This window comes from Brevibacterium antiquum CNRZ 918, from assembly GCF_900169145.1.
GTDB lineage: Bacteria > Actinomycetota > Actinomycetes > Actinomycetales > Brevibacteriaceae > Brevibacterium > Brevibacterium koreense.
Window position 1 is genome coordinate 173,969 of record NZ_FXZD01000006.1, and the last position, 20,495, is coordinate 194,463.

The following is a 20,495-nucleotide window of genomic DNA, read 5'->3' on the forward strand; positions in this document are numbered from 1 at the left end:
CTTCACCGTACTTGAGATGTCTCTGAAGTGCGCTCTGCTGAACCGATCGGATCTCGTCGGCCAGGCCAGCGCATCAGGGGAACGGCTCGAATCGAGAATGCCAGGGCGATGAGGAGAACGATGGTGGCCATTATGTTGATCCACAGGAATCCTCCCGCCTCGAGCACGGTTCCGGCCATCGCTGCCATGAGGGCACCGCCGAGGTTCATCGCCGAGTCCGATGCACCCTGCAAGGTGACCTTCGCATGCTGTGGCACCGAGGCTGTCAGCAGGGCCGATCCGCCGATGAGGAACATTGACCAGCCCACACCGAGGAGGATGAGTGCCGTGCTCAACAGGACCATCGACGAGGCTTCGGCCGCAGCATCGATGATGCCGAGGGTGATCGAGGTGGCGAAGACGATGACTCCACCGGCGATCACCGTTCCCGGCCCGAAACGATCGGCCATCCATCCGAACACAGGGGAGAGCGCATACATGCCGGCGATGTGCACGCTGACGACGATGCCGATCGCGCCGAGGGAGAACGACTGATGGTCCATGTGCACAGGGGTCATGACCATGACGTTGGTCATCATCATCTGGCCGGCGATGATCGTGATCATCGCGAACAGCGGCACCGGGCGAGCCAGTGCGAAGCGCAGTGCCGGAACCAGCTTCATCGTCGGTGGTTCGTCCCTCGGCTCGCTGGACTCAGCGGTTGCCTCGGCGGCACCTGGTTTGATCTTCCTGGTCAGCGTCGACGCGACCAGGGTCGCCAGGCCGAAGGCGGTCATCGAGATCAGGTAGGGCCCGGCCAAGTCGTTCATGCCCAGCGCCGCGCCGAGGTGTGCCCCCGGTGCCGTGAAGCTGGGCCCGAGTACCGAGCCGATCGTCGTCGCCCACACCACCAGTGACATGGCCCGCCCGGCATTTGCGGGATCGACGAGGTCGACCGCGGCATAGCGGGCCTGCAGGCCGGAGGCCGTCGCGGAGCCGCACATCATCATGCCCACCATGAACAGGGGTAGAAACTGGAGCGCAACGCCGAGGAGGACGACCGTCGCACCCAGGGCGCCGATGCCGAAGCCCAGGGTCAGTGCGGTGCGTCGTCCGGCCTTGCCCGCCAGCACTGCCAGGGGATAGGCGATGAGACCGGCGCCGAGGATGACGCTCATCTGGGCGATGCCCGCCATAGAGGTCTTGCCCGTGATCTCTTCGGCCAGCAGACCGCCGACCGCGTAGCCGGATGCGATTCCGGCTCCGGACAGCAGCTGCGCGGTGATCAGTTTGGCCTGTGCGCGCGTGCGGGTCTTCATCGACGCCTTCCAAGGTCTGCGAAATATACCCACACAACGTATCTTGGATCCATCTTGGATACAAGATGGTCTCATGGTTGCCGAGGACGGGGACAAATGCGGACTTCTCAACGCCGTCGTCGACGATTCCGCTGTTGAGGACCGGACGCTGGAGTGCGTTCATGCCGAGAACAAGGCTTGCCCGCCGAGGCTGCTGTGGGGTGAGATGGGCAGGTGGAATTTCTGGGGTTGGTCCTCGTCGGTGCTGTGGTCGGGCTGACCACTGTGCTGTTCGGATTCGGCGGAGGCTTCGTCACCGTCCCGATCATCACCCTCGTCCATGCTGACCTGGGCAGTGACACGGCACGGGTGGCCGCAGCCACCTCGGCGCTGGTCATGCTCGTCAACGCCGTCGTCTCTACGGTCTCGACCAAGCGCGAAACACTGGCGCATCTCGCCGGGAAATGGTGGCTGTTCATCCTCCTGGCTGCCGGCGGGGCATTCGGCGCTTTCTGCGCGAAATTCGCTCCCGAAGCGCTGCTGAAATGGGGGTTCGTCATCTACATCGCCGTGACCGCCATCGACCTGCTGGCCCGACCCGGATTCTTCCGCCGAGGTGGACCGAAGATCCGCTCAAACGTGGGGGTCCCAGGCGGTGCTGCGGTCGGGGCCGATGACAACCTCAGGGATGGGGGTAGTGGCATCGCCGCCCTGTTCGGATTTCCCATCGGTGGCCTGGCGTCGTTCCTCGGCGTCGGCGGCAGCGTGATGACGGTGCCGATGATGCGCCGGTCCGGGGCGACGATGACCGTGGCGACCACGCTGGCCAACCCGCTGACCTTTGTGATCATGCTCCCTGCGGTCCTTGTCACGATCACCACCCATGCCTCCATCGAGGTGCCGGGGATGGTGGGCTCGGTGGACCTGCGTTCGGCGCTCGCCCTGCTCATCGGTGCGATCCCACTGATCGTGCTGCTGCGTCGTCGCGTGCCCAGGATCCCGGAGATCATCCACGCCTGGGGTTATTTCATCCTGCTCATCGCCGCCGGGGCCGTCGTCGCCGTGTCCTAAGGTGGGATGTCACCGCGTGAACCCTGGGCCGCAGTATCGTTGCGTGGGGCCTGAGCTTGTGCCGGGGCGCGGCGCCGAGGGGGCCGCTTATCATCGACGGGCTACTCTATACTCTGCTCCCGCGACGGTAAGTGGGCCGCTCGATGAAGCTGCAAAGCCCGACCTACGTGATGAGGCTGTCTGTCCTCAGGTGGCCGGCTCCGGGCTCTACCCGTTCCGGCGGCGATCGCGCAGCACGGTGGGCAAGCCGAAGTAGATGGGTGGCCGCGCGGAGACATTCGGCGGGCGGGCAGAGGTTCCGCTGCCATCAGACCCTGTGCCATCAGATCCTGTGCCATCAGACCCTGTGTCACCAGATCCTGTGTCACTCGTATCGCTGAGCGCCCAGGCGCTCTCCCAGCTGATGAGTTCCCCGGCGTGGCAGACGGGATCCCCGCCTCCATAGGGCGGTTCGGCCCATAGCCACAGGTTGACTCCGTATTCGATGAGGGTGAATTTCGCATCCCGGTCCCGGGCCGTGCTCTCCTTGACCAGTCCAGATCGTACCCGCGCCGAGGCGGTCTCGAGTTGCGTCCACCCGTCCTGTCGGTGGGGGAGGAAGATCCACGTCCCCGCGGGAACCTGTTCGGGCACAACCGCCTCGGCGGTGATGATCTCGATGAACTCATCTCCAGCACCGGAATCGGCCACTGTGAACGCGCCGTCACTGTCGAGGAGGTCGGGGAAGCAGGCCAGGGCCACCTCAGCGGTGGGGGAGACGATGAGGATATGGGCAGCCTCAGCGCGAACGTCGTCGAGGCTCAAGCAGGTGAACGAGTCTGCGCGCATCGTGGCGAGTACCTGGAGCCAGTGACCGGGAACCGGGACCTCTGTGACCAGGCGCGAGGTCTGTGGGCGCTCGGAATCGTGTCGCATGACTGGCCGTCCCTTCTGTCGCCGCTGATAACGAATTCGTCTCTATCTCCCCGCAAGTCCTGCTACGGGCACGATTCAGTCATATCATTTCCTTAGTGGATCGGGGGCCGGCAGCATTGCCGGTCACGGTCCACGACCACGTTCTCACCCTTGTTCACGACTGGACACCCATGCGCTTCTCCTCCTTCCTCAACCATGCCACGAATCGCCTGTGGGCAGGCGTGGTCTTCGCTCTCATCACGGTCCTCGGCCTCGCTCTGCTCTCCGCCTGCGCCGACGGTGGCGACGTCGAGGTCAGCGCCCATGATGCATCCTGGACCTTGGAATCAAGCCCACCGACTGCAGCGACGGCCGAACCCGAGGCCGAGACTGAGGCCACGACACCCAGTGAGTCCAGCGAGGACGAGGATACGTCAGAGGAGACCGAACAAGGCCGGGCCGGCGGATCGACTCCGGGTACAGCTCTGGCGATGCTGGACGAACTGGCGGTCAAGGGGCGGGCTCCGAAGACCGGCTACGACGCAGACCTCTTCTCATGGCGTTCGGACGCTGACCACAATGGCTGCGACACCCGCAACGACGTGCTGCGCCGCGACCTGCGCGACATCACCCTCAAGGCGGGGTCGAAGGGCTGCGTCGTCATCGCCGGTGACCTCAGTGATCAGTACAAGGGTGAGACTTACGCCTTCGACCGGAGTCCGAACAACATCGACATCGACCACATCGTCGCCCGGTCCAACGCCTGGCAGACCGGTGCCGCGACGTTCGACGAGGACACTCTCAAAGATCTCGGCAACGACCCGCTCAACCTGTTGGCCGTGAGCTCGAGCCTCAACCGGCAGAAGGGCGATGGCGACGCCGCGACCTGGTTGCCACCGGCCAAGAGCTACCGATGCGAATACGTCTCCCGTCAGATCGCGATCAAGCACAAGTACGACCTGTGGGTGGTCAAGGCGGAGAAGACCGCGATGAAGCGAGTGCTCGGCGCGTGCAATAACCAGCCCGCGTTCACGAAGAATGTCGCCTGGCCGGACCCGGGCGAGGGCGACAACGTGACGACGGCGAAGGAGCAGCCGAGTTCGAAGAAGAAGACCAACTCCGGGTCGGGGCCGAAGTCGTCAGAGTCGGGGACGGGATCGTCCGGTTCCGTCTTCTACAAGAACTGCACCGCGGCCCGTGACGCCGGTGCTGCACCCGTTCGCCGAGGTGACCCGGGGTATGCGTCTCATCTCGACCGTGACGGCGATGGCGTCGGCTGCGAATAGTCGCCGAGGCGGCTGATCTCCCATGTTTGCGGGCCGTTTCATTTTCAACAGATAACGAATCGATGAACGAATGGGTGGAAGTGACCATTATTGGGACAACCTGCCCTAACATTTCAAGCGTGCCCATTTCGATGATCTCCGCAGTCGCTGCTCGCAGCACTCGAATTCGGGCAGTGTCCCTTCCTGTCATAATTGTCTTCACGTTGCTCTCCGGGTGCGCGGGCGGCAGCGTGACCCAGGTCGCCGGAAGCGAAGTCGCGTGGTCGACCGGCGGGGGAGGCTCCGCGGATTCCGACCCGGTGCCCTCACGACCTGCAGCCTCGGCAGCGCCTGCCTCCCGACCTCGACCGCACGATGCCCCGGAGGCGCCCGCGAATTCGGGCCCTGACGTCTCGGCACAGAACGAGGCGAAGCCTGCAGCCGACGGCGAAGACGGCAGCGATTCTTCACAGCGCAGCGTCAGCACCGCGGACCTGGGCGCGGCACGGTCGATGCTCGAAGAGCTTGCGGTCAAGGTCAAAGAGCACAGGACCGGTTGCGACTCGGATCTCTTCGACTGGGCTTCAGATGTCGATGACAACGGCTGCGATACTCACAACGATGCGCTCAGGCGCGACCTCAAGGATCTTGAGATCGAGGCGGGGACGAATGGGTGTGTTGTTGCAGCCGGTGATCTCGACGACGACTACCTTGGTGAGTCGTCTGCCTTCGAGCGCGGATCCGCCAATCTCGGCATCGATCTCATCGTCTCCGGTTCCAACGCCTGGCAGACCGGAGCCTCATCCATGTCCGTAGATGAACTGCAGGAGTTCGGCAACGACCCGCTCAATCTGCTGACCGTGAGCGCGAAAGTCATTCGGCAGAAAAGCAGTGGGGACGCAGCCGCCTGGCTGCCGCCGAACGAGGACTTCCACTGCGAATACGTATCCAGGCAGATCGCGGTCAAGCACAAGTACGGACTGTGGGTGGCCGCTGCTGAGAAGGATGCCATGGAGGCCGCGCTCGACACGTGTGCGGATCAGCCTGCCTTCACCAAGGCAGTGGCCTGGCCGGAACCGGGCGAGGGTGAGAGCGTGAAGGCCGAGTCCGCAACGACTCCGACCGATGGCGACGCAGATGGCTCGACCGGAGACTCGTCGACCGCCGCACCGAAAGATTAGGCCGCGAACAGTCGCCGAGGCGGTCGCTGAGCGGGCTGCGGCCACTGACCCGAGCAGGTTGCAGACCATGCCATCGTGGACCATGCCGATCGGATTTCCACCCGAGTGTCGACGATGGGCGCATTGCCAGCTGCGCATGGCCGACGGCACATCGCCAGCGGCGGGCTGACTCAGGAGAAGAGGGTGATCCCGAAGATCGCGAACACGACGAGGTGGGCCGCACCATGGACAGCTGTGACCCTCTTCGCCGCGAACGTCGTCACCGACAGCAGCAGGGTGAGGGCGAACAGAAGCAGATTCGCCGGAGATTCGGCGAGCACGATCGGCTGATCGGTGAGCAACCCGATGAGCAGCACGGTCGGAATCGTCAACCCTACCGTTGACACCTGCGCACCGTGGCACAGATTGCTCACCCGCTGAATCTCGCCCTGCCACGCCGCTCTCACCGAGGTGATCGTCTCCGGAAGGAAGACGATGAGCGCGATGACGACACCGGACAGTGCCATAGGAGCGCCGAGGCGGCCTAAGCCGTCGTCGAGCAGCGACGCCATATCGTGGGAGAGCAGGACGATGGGCGTGACTGTGGCGATGAGCAGTGCCAGGCGCACGATGATCTCGGTTCGGTGAGTGGAGATGACCTCACCGATGCTCTGCTTCGGTGCATTCTCTACGGTGGTCGAAGCGGACTCAAGGGCCGCCTCGGCGGGCTGGGCCAATCGCGGATCGATCTCATGGAAGTCGGCGGCCTGAGCGCCCATCTGACGGAAAAGGAAGAAGGCGTAGATGCCGATCGTGATGACGATGATCGGGATCTCCTGCCACTCCTCGTAGCTGCCGTTCGAACCGATGAGTGCGGGCAGAGCGAAGGCGAGGGCGGCGAGGACGATGATGAGCGACAGATACGTCGAGACACCCGTGCGGTTATGGGCGAGGCTGCCGTGTTTGAGCCCGGCCACCAGCAGGCACAGTCCGATGACGGCATTGAGGATGATCATCGACACGGCCATGACCGAGTCCCGGGCGATCGTGGCATGCTCGCCGGGTCCCAGAAGGACTGCGGCGATGAGCACCACTTCGATGAGCACGATCGAGAGCGTGAGGACGAGGGAACCATAGGGATCGCCGAGGCGGCGGGCCAGGTGCTCGGCCTCGTGCACGACGCCGAAGGCACAGACGAGGATGACGCCGACGATGATGATCAGTGCGGTGACGAGAAGTGGGCCCGGAACAGGTGGAGTCAACAGTGGGCCTACGAAGAGGAGCGCAACGAAGGCACCCCAGCCGAGGATGAGGCGAAGGATTGCGGTGGGAGTGAGAATGCTGCGAATGGCGGCAGTCATGACGGGCGTTCCTGTTCTTCGAGGCCGTCCTCATCGTGACTGAGCGCGTTCGGGTCGTCCCGATCGTTTCTAGCTGCTGTTGCTCACTTCTCAGGATATCGAGGTCGCTGCACGAGGGGCAAACACGTCGGCCCGTCCTCGGACTGAATCCCTCACGCGGTGATCACGAGACGATCGTGGCGTCGATGAGCACTGGGCCAGAGGCATCGAGTGCCTCCCGATAGGCGGCGGCGAACTCGGCGCGGTTCGACGTCTGCTTGGCGGGGACCCCGTAGCCCTGGGCCAGCGAGACGAAGTCGATGCCGCCCAGAGCCAACCCGGGAACCTTCGGCACACCCATGCGCTGGGCGAAGCCGGCCAGGGCGCCGTAGCCGGAGTTGTTGACGATGACGAACACGGTTCGCGTCTGCAGTTGGGCCGCGGTGTACAGCGCGGTGATGCCATAGTTCGCCGAGCCGTCACCGACGGTCGCCACGATCGTCTTCTCCGGTGCCCCGATCGACATCCCGACGGCAACGGGAAGACCGAAGCCCAGACCGCCTGAGGCAGGGAAGGCGTACATTCCGGGCCTGTCGATGGCGACTCGCTCGAGGTAGTCGAGATCCAAGGTGGTGGTCTCATTGACGTAGGACACCGAGTCATCGACGTGCTCGTTGAGCACCTCGAGAACTTCTCCGCCGGTCATTCCCTCCGCCGAGGTGGGGGCCGGGCTCATGATCCGGCAGCCGCGCTCGCCGCGACGCGTACCGCGATCGGTGATCTGTGCCGCAAGGGTCACAGCGGTGCTGGCGACATCGGTGATGACGGCCTTGCCGAACGGTGCCCGAGTGGCCTCGCGCGGGTCCTGGGTGATCTGGATGACCTCGGTGCCAGGGCTCAGATAGTTCGAGGGCTCCCAACGGTGATATCTGAACACTGCGGCCCCCAGCACCAGGACGACATCATGGTCGGCCAGTTGGTCACGCACGGACTGGATCCCGGGGACCAGGACTCCCTCGAAGTTCGGATGGGTCGTCGGGAAGGGACTGCGGGTGGGGGAGGGCGCAATATATACAGAGGCGTCGAGCTTCTCCGCCAGCGACGTCACTGCCTCCATGACTTTCGGATCTGTGACAGCGGCAGCATCGACCTGGGGGCCAACGACGAGGGCGGGACGCTTCGCCCCATCAAGCGAGGCGAGCAGCTCCCGTTCAAGATCTGGATCGAGACCGCGCCCGGTCGACACCGATCGTGCCGGCAGCAGGTCATCATCGTCGAGAGCCTCTTCATCCCAATCGTCCAAGGGCACCGACACATAGACGGGCCCACTTGGCTGGGTGACTGCCTCGAACGCGGCCTGGGACAGAGTCCGGGGAACGTCTGCGGCGGACAACGGCTCATGGGAGTACTTCACCAGCGGCGTCGGAAGTGCGGCGGCATCCGCGCTGGCCAGCATGGTCTCCTGGCCGACCGTCCGGCGGACCTGTTGGCCGGCGAGGATGACCAGCGGAACGTGGCCGTAATGGGCGTTGGTCAGCGCTCCCATCCCGTTGCCGGAGCCGGACGCGGCATGCAGGTTGACCAGGACCGGGCGTCCTGTGACACGTGAGAAACCTTCGGCCATGCCGACGACGACCTGCTCATGCAGTCCGAGGATGAAGCGGAAGTCATCACCGAGTCCCGCGAGGAATGGCAGTTCGTTCGATCCGGGGTTGCCGAATATCGTCGTCATTCCGTGGGCGCGGAAGACATCCAGGCTTGCCTGAAGGACAGTCGTACCAGTCGTGGTCATTGACCTCTCTGCTTTCGTCCGGGGAGGGGTGAGTGCGATGATACTCAGAACCGAAGTGATCCTATTTCGGAGCGTACCCCGGTCCGGTGCGGGCCGGCGAAGTCCTCCATCACCCGGGCGAAGACTGCCGGTCGGTCACAGCCTCATGCAGGCCGCATCAGGCAGGGGAGAGGAACGCGGCGATGCGCTCCAGGGTCTGGCCCGCCAGCGAGTAATAGGACCAGATGCCTCGCTTCTCCCGGTGGAGGACGCCTGCGTCGACGAGGATCTTCAGGTGGTGCGAGACCGTGGGCTGACCCAGTCCGACCGGATCGATGAGGTCACACGCGCAGGCTTCATTGCCCTCGTGGGCGGCGACCAGGGAGACCAGGCGCAGACGTGTCGGGTCGGCGAGTGCCTTGAGTATCTTGGCAAAATCCTGGGCTTGACCCTGGTCCAGGGGTTCGGCAGTCAGTGTCGTGCAGCAGGCCGCCGAGGCGGGTGCGGGCAATATCTGTTCAGTGGTCACTTCTCCATTATGCCCATACATTGACAGTTGTCGATATGTGATGCTTAGATGCATATCGATCACCTTCGATGTTTGTGGCTGAGCGACCTCAGGCATGAGCAGATTCGTCCCAGGAGCACGATGAGCACACCAGCGACCGCCACCACCACCGAGCCGGGCCAGGCCAAGCTGTCGACGTTGGACCGTTTTCTGCCGGTGTGGATCATCGCAGCGATGATCACCGGGTTGCTGCTGGGCCGCCTCGTGCCAGGACGCGCAGCCGCTCTCGACTCGGTGAAGGTCGCCGATGTGTCATTGCCGATTGCCCTGGGGCTGCTGGTGATGATGTATCCGGTGCTGGCCAAGGTCCGCTACAACGAGACCGGGCGCGTGCTCGCCGATAAGAAGCTGATGATCACGTCTCTGCTCATCAACTGGCTGGCCGCCCCTGCCTTCATGTTCGCCCTCGCCTGGATCTTCCTCCCCGACCTTCCGGAGTATCGGACGGGACTGATCATCGTCGGCCTTGCTCGCTGCATTGCCATGGTCCTGATCTGGAACGATCTCGCCTGCGGTGACCGCGAGGCCGCTGCCGTCCTCGTCGCTATCAACTCGGTCTTCCAGGTCCTCGCCTTCGGTCTCCTCGGCTGGTTCTACCTGCAGTGGCTGCCGAACCTCCTCGGACTGCCGACGACGAGTGGCGAATTCTCCTTCTGGGCGATCACGCTGAGCGTGCTCGTCTTTCTCGGCATCCCGTTGTTGGCAGGTTTCCTTACTCGCACCATCGGTGAGAAGACCAAGGGGCGGACCTGGTACGAAGACCGGTTCCTGCCGAAGATCGGACCCTTTGCGCTCTACGGGCTGCTGTTCACCATCGTCTTGCTCTTCGCCCTCCAGGGCGATGAGATCACCTCGAATCCCCTGAACGTCGCCCGCATCGCCCTGCCGCTTCTCATCTACTTCACCGTCGTCTTCGCAGTCGGCATGATTGTGGGCCGTGGACTGAAGCTGGGATATGAGAAGACGACCACCCTGGCCTTCACCGCCGCCGGCAACAACTTCGAACTCGCGATCGCCGTGGCGATCGGCACCTACGGAGTTGCCTCCGGACAGGCCCTGGCCGGAGTCGTCGGCCCGCTCATCGAGGTCCCCATCCTCGTCGCCCTCGTCTACGTGGCCCTGTGGTCACGACGCCGCTTCTTCCCCGAGTACGCCGGGCATCAGACGCATGCGAAACGACAGGAGTCGCAGACATGACAACAGTCGAACACAGGCCCACCGTCCTCTTCGTCTGCGTCCACAATGCCGGCCGGTCGCAGATGGCCGCCGGGTTCCTCCGTGAGCTCGGAGGTGAGAGAGTCGAGGTCCGCTCCGCCGGCAGCGCACCGGGGAACATGCTCAACCCCACCGCCGCCGAGGCGATGGCCGAGGTCGGTATCGACATCACCGACCAGCATCCGACGATTCTCACCCCGGACACGGTCAAGACCTCGGATGTGGTGATCACCATGGGCTGCGGCGACGCCTGCCCCATCTTCCCCGGCAAACGCTACGAAGACTGGGCGCTTGAGGACCCCGCGGGGCAGGGCATTGAGGCGGTGCGGGACATCCGCGACGATATCCGCGCCCGAATCCACGAGCTGCTCACCAGTTTGTCCGTTGCCACCAATCCCAACGCCTCCACAACTTCCGCAGAGGATGCCTCATGACTGAGTCCACACCACTGTCCGAACTTCCGGTTGCCATCATCGGTGCCGGCCCGGTCGGTCTGGCTGCCGCCGCACACGTCATCGCTCGCGACATGGTACCGCTCGTCTTCGAATCAGGCACGACACCAGCTGCGGCTGTCAGCGCGTGGGGCCACATCGGTCTCTTCTCGCCGTGGAAGTACAACATCGACCACGCTGCACGAGCACTGCTCGAGCCGACAGGCTGGGTGGAACCCGAAGCAGACCACCTGCCCACCGGGGTCGAACTCGTCGCAGAGTATCTTGCCCCATTGGCTGCGACGCCGCAGTTGAGCAACGCGATTCACACGCAGACACGGGTCATCGCCGTCAGCCGCGTCGGCAAAGACCGCACGCGCACACCAGGCCGCGGCGACACCCCATTCCTCGTCCGCACCCGGAACGAGCGCGGAGAGATTGAGGATCACTTCGTTCGTGCCGTCATCGACACCTCAGGCACCTGGGAGACCCCGAACCCGCTGGGTCAGGCAGGGCTGCCGGCCATCGGTGAACCCGCAGCCCGAGAGGCAGGGCTCGTGACCTCACCGTTGCCCGACGTCCTCGGCCGGGACCGGGCACAGTTCGCAGGCCGCCACACGCTTGTCGTGGGAGCCGGTCACTCGGCGGCCAACACTCTGCTGGCCTTGGGAGATCTGTGCGAGGCCGAACCGGGTACCCGCATCAGCTGGGCCATCCGCGGTTCCGATCCCGGAAGTGTCTACGGTGGTGGCGACCAGGACGGACTCCCAGCGCGCGGCGCACTCGGCACCCGACTGCGCCACCTCGTCGAGGCCGGACACATAGAGGTGCACACCTCGGTGACGATCACGAACGTCGCCATTACGAACGTGGCCAGCGCCACCCCGACCGGCACCTCGGCGACTCACACCACGAGCGAACTCACGGTCACTGGCACCACCCCCGCGGGCACAGTCTCCCTCGACGTTGACCGGGTTGTTCCGACCACAGGGTTCCGGCCCGATCTCAGCTTCCTCCGCGAGATCCGACTCGACCTCGATCCGATTGTCGAGGCGCCAACAGGGCTGGGACCGCTCATCGACCCGGAATACCACAGCTGCGGCACCGTCGAACCGCATGGGGCCCGCCTCCTGGCTCACCCGGAGAAGGACTTCTACATCGCCGGCATGAAATCCTATGGACGCGCGCCGACGTTCCTCATGGCCACCGGTTACGAACAGGTCCGCTCGATCGTCGCCGCCATCGCCGGCGATCAGGCGGCTGCCGACAAGGTCGAGCTCGAGCTCCCCGAGACTGGGGTGTGTTCGTCTGACATTGGTTCGTCCTGTGATGGACCATCGGTCGCCACGGTGACTGCCGACAGCAGTGGGTGCTGTGCGCCGGCACCCACGGGTGAAGCTGCCGAGCCGGAATCGTGCTGCGAGCCAGCACCCTGAGGCTGGGGGAGTCAGCTCTGCCCGGCCTTCTGTGCACCGGTGACCGCTGAGCTGCCCAGGTCTCCCTTCGGCAGTGACTCCTGAGACGTCAGTGCCTGGGTCCAGGCATCTGTCGAAGAGACTGCGGCCCAGTTCGAATGCAGAACTGCCATCAGCGTTGTGTGCACGGTCTTGGCATCGGCGAAGCCGGCATCGTTGGCGATGCTGATGGCGCCGGTCGCATCGGAGAGCACCTCCGTGGTGAAGCCCAGAACCTCAGCCTGGGCCGCCGAGGAGAGGATGCAGTTATTCGTCATGTAGCCGACCAGCGTCACGGTGTCGACGTCCTTCTCCCGCAGCCACGCTTCCAGATCGGTGTCTGCGTAGACGGAGCCGTACTCTTTGACCACTGACTGCCAGGACTCGCTCCGACGGCTTTCGACCTCGGGGTGGAGTGCGAAGCCGGGCTGGTCCGGGTTGAAGACTGGGGCGTCGGTGCCCATAGTGTGCTGGATGACGGCGATCGGGATGTCGGCGGCAACGGCGGCGTCGATGGCGGCGGTGATCTTCGGCAGTGACTGATCATGGTTCGGGTACTGGATCTCCAGCGGGCCGTCGAAGTACTGCTGCTGCACATCGACGAGGACGAGGGCACGGCGGGCGGTAGTCATAGCGAATCTCCAAGGTGTCGTGAGTCAGGATGTGGCGCGGATGGGCACCACCTCTTCAGTGTGCGGGTGGTGGCCGAGTGCTGCCAGTAGCACAAATGCTCATCTACGATGGAATTACGCCAATCCTCAGGAGTCCGCCGTGCGCATCGCGATCTACGCCTTCACCGGCATCACCATGTTCCACCTGTCGGTTCCGCAGATGGTCTTCGACGAGGTCGCTCGGCAGGGTCTTGGCCCATGGGAGACCGTCCTGTTCTCCGACGACGCCGGCCCGATCACAACGGCGGAGGGGTATCAGATCACCGGACTGAGTGGACCAGACGCGGCATCCGGCGCCGAGGTTGTCGTCGTTCCGTCCTGGTACGACGATGGCCGCCCGGCTGATCGTCCCCTGCGACAGCTGCTCGTTGAGAGCCATGACCGGGGTGCGAGCATCGCCGGGCTGTGTCTGGGCACGTTCCCTATCGCAGACGCGGGCCTGCTCGCCGGGCGTCGGGCGGTGACGCACTGGCAGGGGTTCGCTGAGCTCACCCAGAGGCACCCGGATCTGGAGATCGACGATTCGGTCCTCTACATCGATCACGGCGATGTCATCACCTCCGCCGGCACCGCCTCGGCGTTGGATGCCTGCCTTCATATGGTCCGGACTCGACTAGGTGCTGTCGCTGCCAACCAGGTCGCCCGCAGCCTCGTCATCGCACCGCACCGCGATGGGGGCCAGGCGCAGTACATCCAGCGTCCCCTGCCCGAGCACGCCGATGACGATCCGATTTCGCGGGTGCTCGACTGGGCGGTGCACCACCTCGACGAATCACTGTCGGTCGAGCGCCTGGCCGGCGTCGCGCACATGAGTGTGCGGACATTCATCCGCACGTTTCGGTCCTCAACGGGGGCTACGCCTGCTTCGTGGGTGCGGATGCGCCGCCTCGATGAGGCCCGGCGAGCGCTGGAGACCACGCATCTTTCAATCGATCAGATCGCCGCGAATTGCGGGTTCGGCAGTGTTGTCACCCTGCGGCAGAACTTCACTGCAGCCTTCAAGACGACACCCTCGGAGTATCGGCGCCGGTTCGAAGCGCAGCCTGAGCTCAGAACCCGTAGGCGGCGTCCTTCGCCCCCCGGATCGAGGCGTAGGTCCGTGTGAGCACGAGAGTGTCTTCGACTAGCCTGTCGAGGCGGGCGATGACATCGTTGTTGACGATCTGATTGCGCAGCAGGTCCTTCTCCTCGATGAACACATAGGGCTGCACGACCTGGGCCTTCATGTAGGTCAGGATCGGCTGGAGCTGCTGTTGGGGGATGAGGTAGTGCTTGGCTGAGCCTGCGGTCGCGACCATTGCCACGATCTTGTCGCGGAACGCATTGACTGGCAGCAGGTCGAAGATGTTCTTCAGCGCCGCCGGAATTGAGGCCTGGAAGATCGGAGTGCCGATGATGATCGCGTCGGCGTCCATGAGGGCACGGGTGACACGACCGGTGTCGCCGGTGTACTCGGTGAAATTGCGGCCGTCGCTGAAGACCATGTCGACCTCGGCGAGGTCGATGAGCGTGGCCTCGATGTCCGGGTCCTGGGCCATCACCGTCTGCGTGACGTGTTCCATGACGGTTCGAGTCTTCGTACCGACGTTCGAGCCGGAGATGGCGACGAGCTTCATCGAGCGACCTCCTCGGCGATGCGCTGATTCGAATGCTCGCTCAACGCGGTGTACTTCTTCACGGCCGGGATGATCTCGGAGCCGATGGTCTCGATCTGCTTCATCACCTGCTCATAGGGCATGCCGCCGAAGTCCATCTGTCCTAAGTAGCGCTGATGGCCGAAGACCTCGTGCTGATGAAGGATCTTCTCGACGATCTGCTGCGGGCTGCCGAGGTTGACGATGCTGTGGGGATCCACGGCCTGAGCGAAGAGCTGCTTGGGCATTCCCTGCCCATTCGTGTGCTTCATCCCTTCATTGATGTATGGGTAGAGCCCGCGCAGCGCCTCCTGCGAGGTTGCGGCGACGTGGAAGAAGCCTGCGGTTGCAATCGGCAGTGTTGCGGGATCGATGCCCCGGTGACGTGCCGCTTCACGGTAGGCGTCAACCGTTGGCTTGAATGACGAGGTGGTCCCACCCAGGTGCGCCATGACCATGGGCACTCCGGCCAGGCCCGCCTTGATCGCACTCGTCGGGGCACCGCCCACAGCTCGCCAGATCGGAAGCGGGTCCTGTGCGGGGCGGGGCAACACCTCGGCGTCATTCAGCGGTGCACGGAACTGTCCTCTCCAGGTGACCTTCTGCTCCCGATTGATCCGGTTGAGCAGCTCGAACTTCTCCTCGAACAGCTCCTCGTAATCGCGCAGGTCATAGCCAAGCAGCTCGAACAGGCCGATCCGTGAGGCGCGGCCGGCGACGAGTTCGGCACGGCCTTCGGAGATGTGATCGATCGTGGAGAAGTTCTCGAACACCCGCACCGGGTCCGAGGTGCTCAGGATCGTGGAGGTGCTGCCGATGCGAATCGTGTTCGTCGCCTGGGCGATCGCACCGAGGATGACGGCGTGAGCCTGCGAGGCGAAGTACTCCTGGTGGCTTTCGCCGACGCTGAAGAAGTCGAAGCCGGCCTCCTCGGCTGCCTGCGCATAGCCGATGAACTCGCGGATGCGCTCGCCCGCACCGACTCGAGAGCCATCGGCTGGGTTGGGCAGATGATCGCCGAGGCTGTACATCCCGAACTGCAGGCCCTGACCGGTGTTGAAGCCGAGGTGGTCCATCAGGTTCGGCGCCTCGGGCTGATTGGTGGATTCGCTCATTCTTGCTCCTCGTCGACAGGCTTTCGAAAGTATCGTTTGCCATGTCAACTGACGAGGGTCGAGAAAAATTCCCTAGGGCTGTTCCTCGTCGTTTCTTCGCTCGATGCTGTGTTCGTAGAGCTTCTTCATCAGCCTGTGCAGCTGAGTCTTCTCGTCTTCATCAAGGACCTCGTCGAAGAGTGCAGCCTGAAAGTCCAGCTGAGCGGGATAGGCCTCGTCGACCAGGCGTCTGCCCGCCTGGGTCAAGGAGATGTGCTTCGTCTTCCAGCTCTGTTCACGCGTGATGAGTCCTTCTCGTTCGAGACGGGAGACCATTCGCGAGATGCCTCCGTCGCTGACTGTCAGTCCCTTGGCGAGATCCGACTGTGTCACCGGTTCGAACGCGCGGATGTGGCTCAGGGCCTCGAACTGGGCGATTGTGAGGTCGAACCTCTGGAGATGGGTGTTCGACATCTGATTGCTGTTCTGGACGAAGCGCGCCATGCGCAGCCAGATGAGCGTGCTCAGCGACAGCTTCTCCATCGCTTCTCCTTCGCCTCAACCATTCCCGCTGTGATCTGAACCATCCTCACTGTAATGGGTATCTGGTGAACGCATCGGCTCGGCGACGTACGATGGCATCGTGAGCAGTGAAACGAACACAACAGCAGGCGCCCAGACGGCAAGCCAGACCGACGACCTCCTCGGCGCGGGACGATCTGCCGCTGTCATCATCGCCTCCACCTCGGCGGCCAGGGGAGAAGCGGCCGATACCACCGGTCCGATCCTCGTCGACTGGCTGCGCACGCGCGGATACGAGACTTCTGATGCCATTGTCGTCCGCGACGGTGAACCCGTCGGTCAAGCACTGCACTCCCTCCTTATCGACACTCCTGAGAACGAACGCCCACGCATCATCGTCACCAGCGGTGGCACAGGTCTGGCGCCGGACGATCGGACCCCGGAATTCACGGCAGAACTCCTCGAACGCCAATCTCCAGGGCTCATCTACGCAATGTGGCGCAAGGGACTGGAAGCAACCACCTCGGCGGTGATGAGCCGCGGAGTCGCCGGTGTGCGCGGGCGCAGCTTCGTCATCAACTTCCCCGGCTCGAAGGGCGGCGTCAAGGACGGCATCACGGTCATCGACGAACTCCTCGAACACATCCAGACCTCAATCGAGGACACCACCGACCACGGACCACGGGTCTGATCAGCATGGTCCAGCGCCGAGCCGTCCGGGCCCGAGTCCACAAATTCGATGTCACCGGTGAGATCTCCGCCGGCCCCGATTCGCTGGCCGGTGAGGAGCCGCTGGAGGTCCGCCTCGACGGTGAGCAGTTCTCCGTCACGATGCGCACCCCCGGCAACGACGTCGAACTCGTCGCCGGCTATCTCCTGTCCGAGGCGGTCATCACCTCGATGGACGACATCGAGGAGATCGACTTCTCCGCCGGACTCGCCTCCGATGGGTCGCGGAACTACAACGTCGCGGCTGTGCGACTACGACCCGGGACCTGGAGCGCCGAGGCGGCCCCCGCCCGATCCGTCTACACCTCGTCCTCGTGTGGGATCTGTGGCACCGCGGCGATCGACGCGGTGACGAAGACCTCCGCCTACCCGTTGATTCCGGCATCCTTCCCCGTCGACCTGGACGAAGAGTTCCGGTTCCCGCCGCTGCTCTCCGCTGCCCGGATCGGTGAACTCCCCGACCGGCTGCGCACCCAGCAGGACGTCTTCGACAAGACCGGGGGAGTCCACGCTGCAGCGCTCTTCGCAGTCGGCGATGACCCGAACGCCGAGCCCGAGCTGCTCATCGGTCGTGAAGACGTCGGTCGCCACAACGCCGTCGACAAGGTCATCGGCTGGGCCATGGCCAACAGGGGACTGCCGCTGACCCGCACGGTCCTCCAAGTCTCGGCACGGGCTTCGTTCGAACTCGTGCAGAAATCCGCGATGGCAGGCATCCCCATGATGTCGGCCGTCAGCGCACCCTCGGCGCTCGCCGTTGACCATGGCAAGAGCCTGGGTGTCAGCGTCATCGGTTTCAACCGCAGGGGTCGTTTCAACGCGTACTCCTACCCGGAGCGCATCGCCTAACAGCACCGACCCACCAACACCGTCGCGCTTGGCTGATCGATCTGCAGACCGGTCGCTCTGCTCCCACTTCCCACCTCGGTGCTAGATTCGGTGGAATGGGAATCGATGACGATCGCAGCGCGCACACCTCCGGACTCTCGCTTGCCCAGGCACAGGCGGAATGGGACGTCGACCGCACCTTCCTCGACTCCTGCTCATACGGGCCACCTCCTCGGCGTGGGTGGGACGCGATGCAGGCGTCGCTCGAACAATGGCGACGCGGCAGCCGACCCTGGCAGACCTGGGCGGAATCCGTCCAGACCTCTCGCGAGCTCTTCGCGCAGTTGGTCGGTGCCGATGCGGACTGGGTGTCCACGGGTGCGGCCGTCTCCCAACTGCTCGCCCCGATCGCTGCGGCACTTCCTGACGGCGCCGAGGTCCTCGTCCCCGACATCGAGTTCACCTCCGGGGTCTACCCGTTCGCCGTCCACGCGGACCGCGGGGTGCGCGTTCGCACCGCACCGCTGCACTCCCTCGCCGAGTCCATCGATGAGTCAACAGCACTCGTGTCGTTCTCGGCTGCCCAGTCGGCAACCGGGGAAGTGGCCGACATTCCGGCGATCACGGCACGTGCACACGAGGTGGGGGCACTGACCGTCCTCGATGGCACGCAGGCCGCCGGGTGGCTGCCGCTGAATGCTGCCGAGGTCGATTTCCTTGCCGTCGCCGCCTACAAATGGCTGTGCGCTCCACGTGGCTCGGCCTTCCTCACGATGCGCCCTCTGACTTGTCGAGGCACGGGCGAGGCGAGCTCGCAGCGACAGGCCGAGTTCGCTGCGCGACTGAAACCACTCGCAGCAGGCTGGTTCGCGGGTGGGAGCGGGGCGAGTTTCGGCATGCCGATGCGCCTGGCTGACAGCGCCCGCGCCTTCGCCATCTCCCCGGCCTGGCACAGCTGGGTGGGGACGGCGCCCGCGCTCGAGCTTCTGCTTGCCGTCGGTGTCGATCGGATCCATGACCACGACGTGGCCTTGGCCAATGCCTTCCGGGCGGGACTGGGGCTTGAAGCGTCGAACTCTGCGATCGTGTCGATCGGGGTTGCTGATGCGGCTCCGTCACGACTCGAGGAGGCCGGGATCAGATTCTCTATGACCGATGGGCGGGCACGGTTCGGCTTCCACATCTACAACGACGAGGACGACGTCAGTACAGCGGTCGAAGCGCTGCACGGACTGACATGAGCGATTCCATGCCGACAGGAGGCAGACACCACAAGGCGAAGAGCCGACCTCAGCGAGAGCCGGGACGCGGGCTGCTGAGCGTCCTCATCGGTGCCGTCGGTGCTGGGCCGCTGCTGCTCTACGGGCTGAGCGCGACGAGCGATCGGATCATCTCCGACCTCGGCATCTCTGAAGCACATTTCGGGCTGCTCGCCACCGTCTGCTTCGGGTGCGCCGCGATCGGCAATGCGACCTTGGGCCGTGTCGCCGACCGTCGGTCCGACCTGCTGCTGGTGATGGCGGTCTTCGGGCTCGCAGCTGCGAGTTTCGTGCTGGTGACGGTGCCGGCCGGGTTCGGGATGCTGCTCGTCGCCGCCGGCGTCGCCGGAGTCGCTCAGTCCTTCCCGAATGGTGTGACGAACCGGATTCTGCTCGAACGCGTTCCTGAATCGAAGCGGATCGGCTGGGTCGGCATCAAACAGTCCGGAGTCCAAGTCAGTCAGCTGGTCTCCAGCCTTGCCTTCCCAGTCCTCGCGGTGGCCATGGGGTGGCGGGGTGCGGCCCTGCTCATCACCGTCATCCCGCTCGTCCTCATGGCGATGGCCTGGCATTCCCTGCGATCCACCCCGCTGCTGGTGTCTGCTGCCGTGTCGGATTCCGATAGCGTCGATGCAGAGACCGATAGCGCCGAGGTGGCTGCTGGCACAGGTGTGCGACCTCCGCAATCCCCGAAATCCGCAGGGCATCCGGGCATGGTGTGGGCATTGGCGGCGTTCGGTCTGCTCAACGGGATCGGCGTTCAGGCCACGAACGTCTACATGCCGCTCTTCGCCGTGCGTGAGCTGGACTTCTCGCTCGTTCTCGGCGGTGTCACTGCGGCGTTGGCCGGAGTCATCGGTGTGATCGCCCGTGTGAGCTGGGCGAGGCTGATGGCCCGTGGCGCCTCGGGGCTGCGGGTGCTGCTCGTTCTGGCACTCATCGCACTGGCCGGAGCGGCATTGTTCTTCGCCTCAGATATCAGCAGCTGGTCATGGCTGCTCTGGGTTGCGGTCGCGCTGCACGGAATCTCGGCACTCGGCGTCTCCGTGGTGCTCATGAGCGTCCTCATGCGATCGATCCCGCCTGCCTCAATGGCCTCAGCAAGCGGAATGGTCACGGCGGGCATGTTCGCCGGATTCGCTCTGGGGCCCTTGGGCATGGGCCTGCTGATCGGCTCAGACGGCGGGTTCGCTGCCGGGTGGATTGCTGTCGGAGTGGTGTATCTGTTGTGTGCCCTCTTGGCCGCCGTGCTCATCCGGACGACGCGCAGGCGGACGCGGGCCTCGTAGCCGTGGTGCTGCAGCTGCCTCTG

At 64.3% G+C, this 20,495-nt stretch carries 21 protein-coding genes; 12 read left to right on the forward strand and 9 right to left on the reverse strand.

Annotation, left to right across the window (positions count from 1 at the left end):
- Positions 1–2: 2 nt before the first annotated feature.
- Positions 3–1,298 (reverse strand): MFS transporter, encoded by a 1,296-nt coding sequence (locus BANT918_RS10325; protein WP_101620156.1) that lies wholly within the window; start codon positions 1,296–1,298, stop codon positions 3–5.
- Between the two features lie 73 nt (positions 1,299–1,371).
- Between BANT918_RS10325 and BANT918_RS17235 the strand changes: the two genes are divergently transcribed.
- Positions 1,372–1,557: a hypothetical protein gene (locus tag BANT918_RS17235; RefSeq protein ID WP_145996973.1), complete on the forward strand. Its 186-nt coding sequence runs from the start codon at positions 1,372–1,374 to the stop codon at positions 1,555–1,557.
- On the forward strand, positions 1,512–2,348 hold the full coding sequence (locus tag BANT918_RS10330; protein WP_101620157.1) for a sulfite exporter TauE/SafE family protein: 837 nt from the start codon (positions 1,512–1,514) through the stop codon (positions 2,346–2,348). The genes BANT918_RS17235 and BANT918_RS10330 overlap by 46 nt, the downstream gene beginning before the upstream one ends.
- 207 nt (positions 2,349–2,555) lie before the next feature.
- On the opposite strand, the gene BANT918_RS10335 is transcribed toward BANT918_RS10330, so the two are convergent.
- Complete coding sequence (locus BANT918_RS10335) at positions 2,556–3,263, reverse strand: hypothetical protein (protein WP_101620158.1); 708 nt, start codon at positions 3,261–3,263, stop codon at positions 2,556–2,558.
- A 170-nt stretch (positions 3,264–3,433) separates the two neighbouring features.
- Between BANT918_RS10335 and BANT918_RS17750 the strand changes: the two genes are divergently transcribed.
- The gene (locus BANT918_RS17750; RefSeq protein ID WP_101620159.1) at positions 3,434–4,528 is read left to right on the forward strand and encodes a GmrSD restriction endonuclease domain-containing protein; all 1,095 of its coding nucleotides are present in this window, start codon (positions 3,434–3,436) and stop codon (positions 4,526–4,528) included.
- A 173-nt stretch (positions 4,529–4,701) separates the two neighbouring features.
- Complete coding sequence (locus BANT918_RS10345; protein WP_167389440.1) at positions 4,702–5,688, forward strand: HNH endonuclease family protein; 987 nt, start codon at positions 4,702–4,704, stop codon at positions 5,686–5,688.
- Positions 5,689–5,858: 170 nt separating this feature from the next.
- Here BANT918_RS10345 and BANT918_RS10350 read toward each other — a convergent pair whose 3' ends face one another.
- The 3 genes from BANT918_RS10350 to BANT918_RS10360 form a co-directional block, all read right to left on the reverse strand.
- Positions 5,859–7,028, reverse strand: coding sequence for a calcium:proton antiporter (locus tag BANT918_RS10350; protein ID WP_101620161.1), 1,170 nt, complete (start codon positions 7,026–7,028; stop codon positions 5,859–5,861).
- 163 nt (positions 7,029–7,191) lie between these two features.
- Entirely contained in the window at positions 7,192–8,799 is a 1,608-nt protein-coding gene (gene mdlC, locus BANT918_RS10355) for a benzoylformate decarboxylase (RefSeq protein WP_101620162.1), read from the reverse strand.
- Between the two features lie 157 nt (positions 8,800–8,956).
- On the reverse strand, positions 8,957–9,307 hold the full coding sequence (locus tag BANT918_RS10360) for an ArsR/SmtB family transcription factor (RefSeq protein ID WP_233430437.1): 351 nt from the start codon (positions 9,305–9,307) through the stop codon (positions 8,957–8,959).
- Between the two features lie 120 nt (positions 9,308–9,427).
- Between BANT918_RS10360 and arsB the strand changes: the two genes are divergently transcribed.
- Genes arsB through BANT918_RS10375 form a run of 3 tightly spaced genes read left to right on the forward strand, consistent with a single transcriptional unit; the run spans position 9,428 to position 12,428 of the window.
- Positions 9,428–10,543: an ACR3 family arsenite efflux transporter gene (gene arsB, locus BANT918_RS10365; RefSeq protein ID WP_101620164.1), complete on the forward strand. Its 1,116-nt coding sequence runs from the start codon at positions 9,428–9,430 to the stop codon at positions 10,541–10,543.
- Complete coding sequence (locus tag BANT918_RS10370; protein WP_101620165.1) at positions 10,540–10,995, forward strand: arsenate reductase ArsC; 456 nt, start codon at positions 10,540–10,542, stop codon at positions 10,993–10,995. Before arsB ends, BANT918_RS10370 begins: the two co-directional genes overlap by 4 nt.
- Positions 10,992–12,428 (forward strand): flavoprotein, encoded by a 1,437-nt coding sequence (locus tag BANT918_RS10375; protein WP_101620166.1) that lies wholly within the window; start codon positions 10,992–10,994, stop codon positions 12,426–12,428. The genes BANT918_RS10370 and BANT918_RS10375 overlap by 4 nt, the downstream gene beginning before the upstream one ends.
- Positions 12,429–12,439: 11 nt before the next feature.
- Here the strand turns inward: BANT918_RS10375 and BANT918_RS10380 are convergent, their stop codons facing one another.
- Positions 12,440–13,078 (reverse strand): isochorismatase family protein, encoded by a 639-nt coding sequence (locus BANT918_RS10380; RefSeq protein ID WP_101620167.1) that lies wholly within the window; start codon positions 13,076–13,078, stop codon positions 12,440–12,442.
- A gap of 139 nt (positions 13,079–13,217) precedes the next feature.
- Here BANT918_RS10380 and BANT918_RS10385 point away from each other — a divergent pair, with 139 nt between their 5' ends.
- Positions 13,218–14,222, forward strand: coding sequence for a GlxA family transcriptional regulator (locus BANT918_RS10385; protein ID WP_101620168.1), 1,005 nt, complete (start codon positions 13,218–13,220; stop codon positions 14,220–14,222).
- Here BANT918_RS10385 and BANT918_RS10390 read toward each other — a convergent pair.
- The 3 genes from BANT918_RS10390 to BANT918_RS10400 form a co-directional block, all read right to left on the reverse strand.
- A complete protein-coding gene (locus BANT918_RS10390) occupies positions 14,167–14,733 on the reverse strand; it encodes an NADPH-dependent FMN reductase (protein WP_101620169.1) in 567 nt (188 codons plus the stop codon). The two genes, BANT918_RS10385 and BANT918_RS10390, sit on opposite strands and share 56 nt — an antisense overlap.
- Positions 14,730–15,866, reverse strand: coding sequence for an LLM class flavin-dependent oxidoreductase (locus BANT918_RS10395; RefSeq protein ID WP_208618072.1), 1,137 nt, complete (start codon positions 15,864–15,866; stop codon positions 14,730–14,732). Before BANT918_RS10395 ends, BANT918_RS10390 begins: the two co-directional genes overlap by 4 nt.
- Before the next feature lie 72 nt (positions 15,867–15,938).
- Complete coding sequence (locus tag BANT918_RS10400; RefSeq protein ID WP_101620170.1) at positions 15,939–16,388, reverse strand: MarR family winged helix-turn-helix transcriptional regulator; 450 nt, start codon at positions 16,386–16,388, stop codon at positions 15,939–15,941.
- Positions 16,389–16,488: 100 nt separating this feature from the next.
- On the opposite strand from BANT918_RS10400, the gene BANT918_RS10405 reads away from it, so the two are divergent.
- The 4 genes from BANT918_RS10405 (at position 16,489) to BANT918_RS10420 (ending at position 20,472) form a co-directional block, all read left to right on the forward strand.
- Positions 16,489–17,058, forward strand: a complete 570-nt coding sequence (locus BANT918_RS10405) for a MogA/MoaB family molybdenum cofactor biosynthesis protein (RefSeq protein WP_101620171.1) — start codon at positions 16,489–16,491, stop codon at positions 17,056–17,058.
- Positions 17,059–17,063: 5 nt separating this feature from the next.
- Positions 17,064–17,945, forward strand: a complete 882-nt coding sequence (fdhD, locus tag BANT918_RS10410) for a formate dehydrogenase accessory sulfurtransferase FdhD (protein WP_101620172.1) — start codon at positions 17,064–17,066, stop codon at positions 17,943–17,945.
- Between the two features lie 95 nt (positions 17,946–18,040).
- The gene (locus BANT918_RS10415; RefSeq protein ID WP_101620173.1) at positions 18,041–19,165 is read left to right on the forward strand and encodes an aminotransferase class V-fold PLP-dependent enzyme; all 1,125 of its coding nucleotides are present in this window, start codon (positions 18,041–18,043) and stop codon (positions 19,163–19,165) included.
- Entirely contained in the window at positions 19,162–20,472 is a 1,311-nt protein-coding gene (locus BANT918_RS10420) for an MFS transporter (protein WP_233430438.1), read from the forward strand. The genes BANT918_RS10415 and BANT918_RS10420 overlap by 4 nt, the downstream gene beginning before the upstream one ends.
- Positions 20,473–20,495 lie beyond the last annotated feature (23 nt).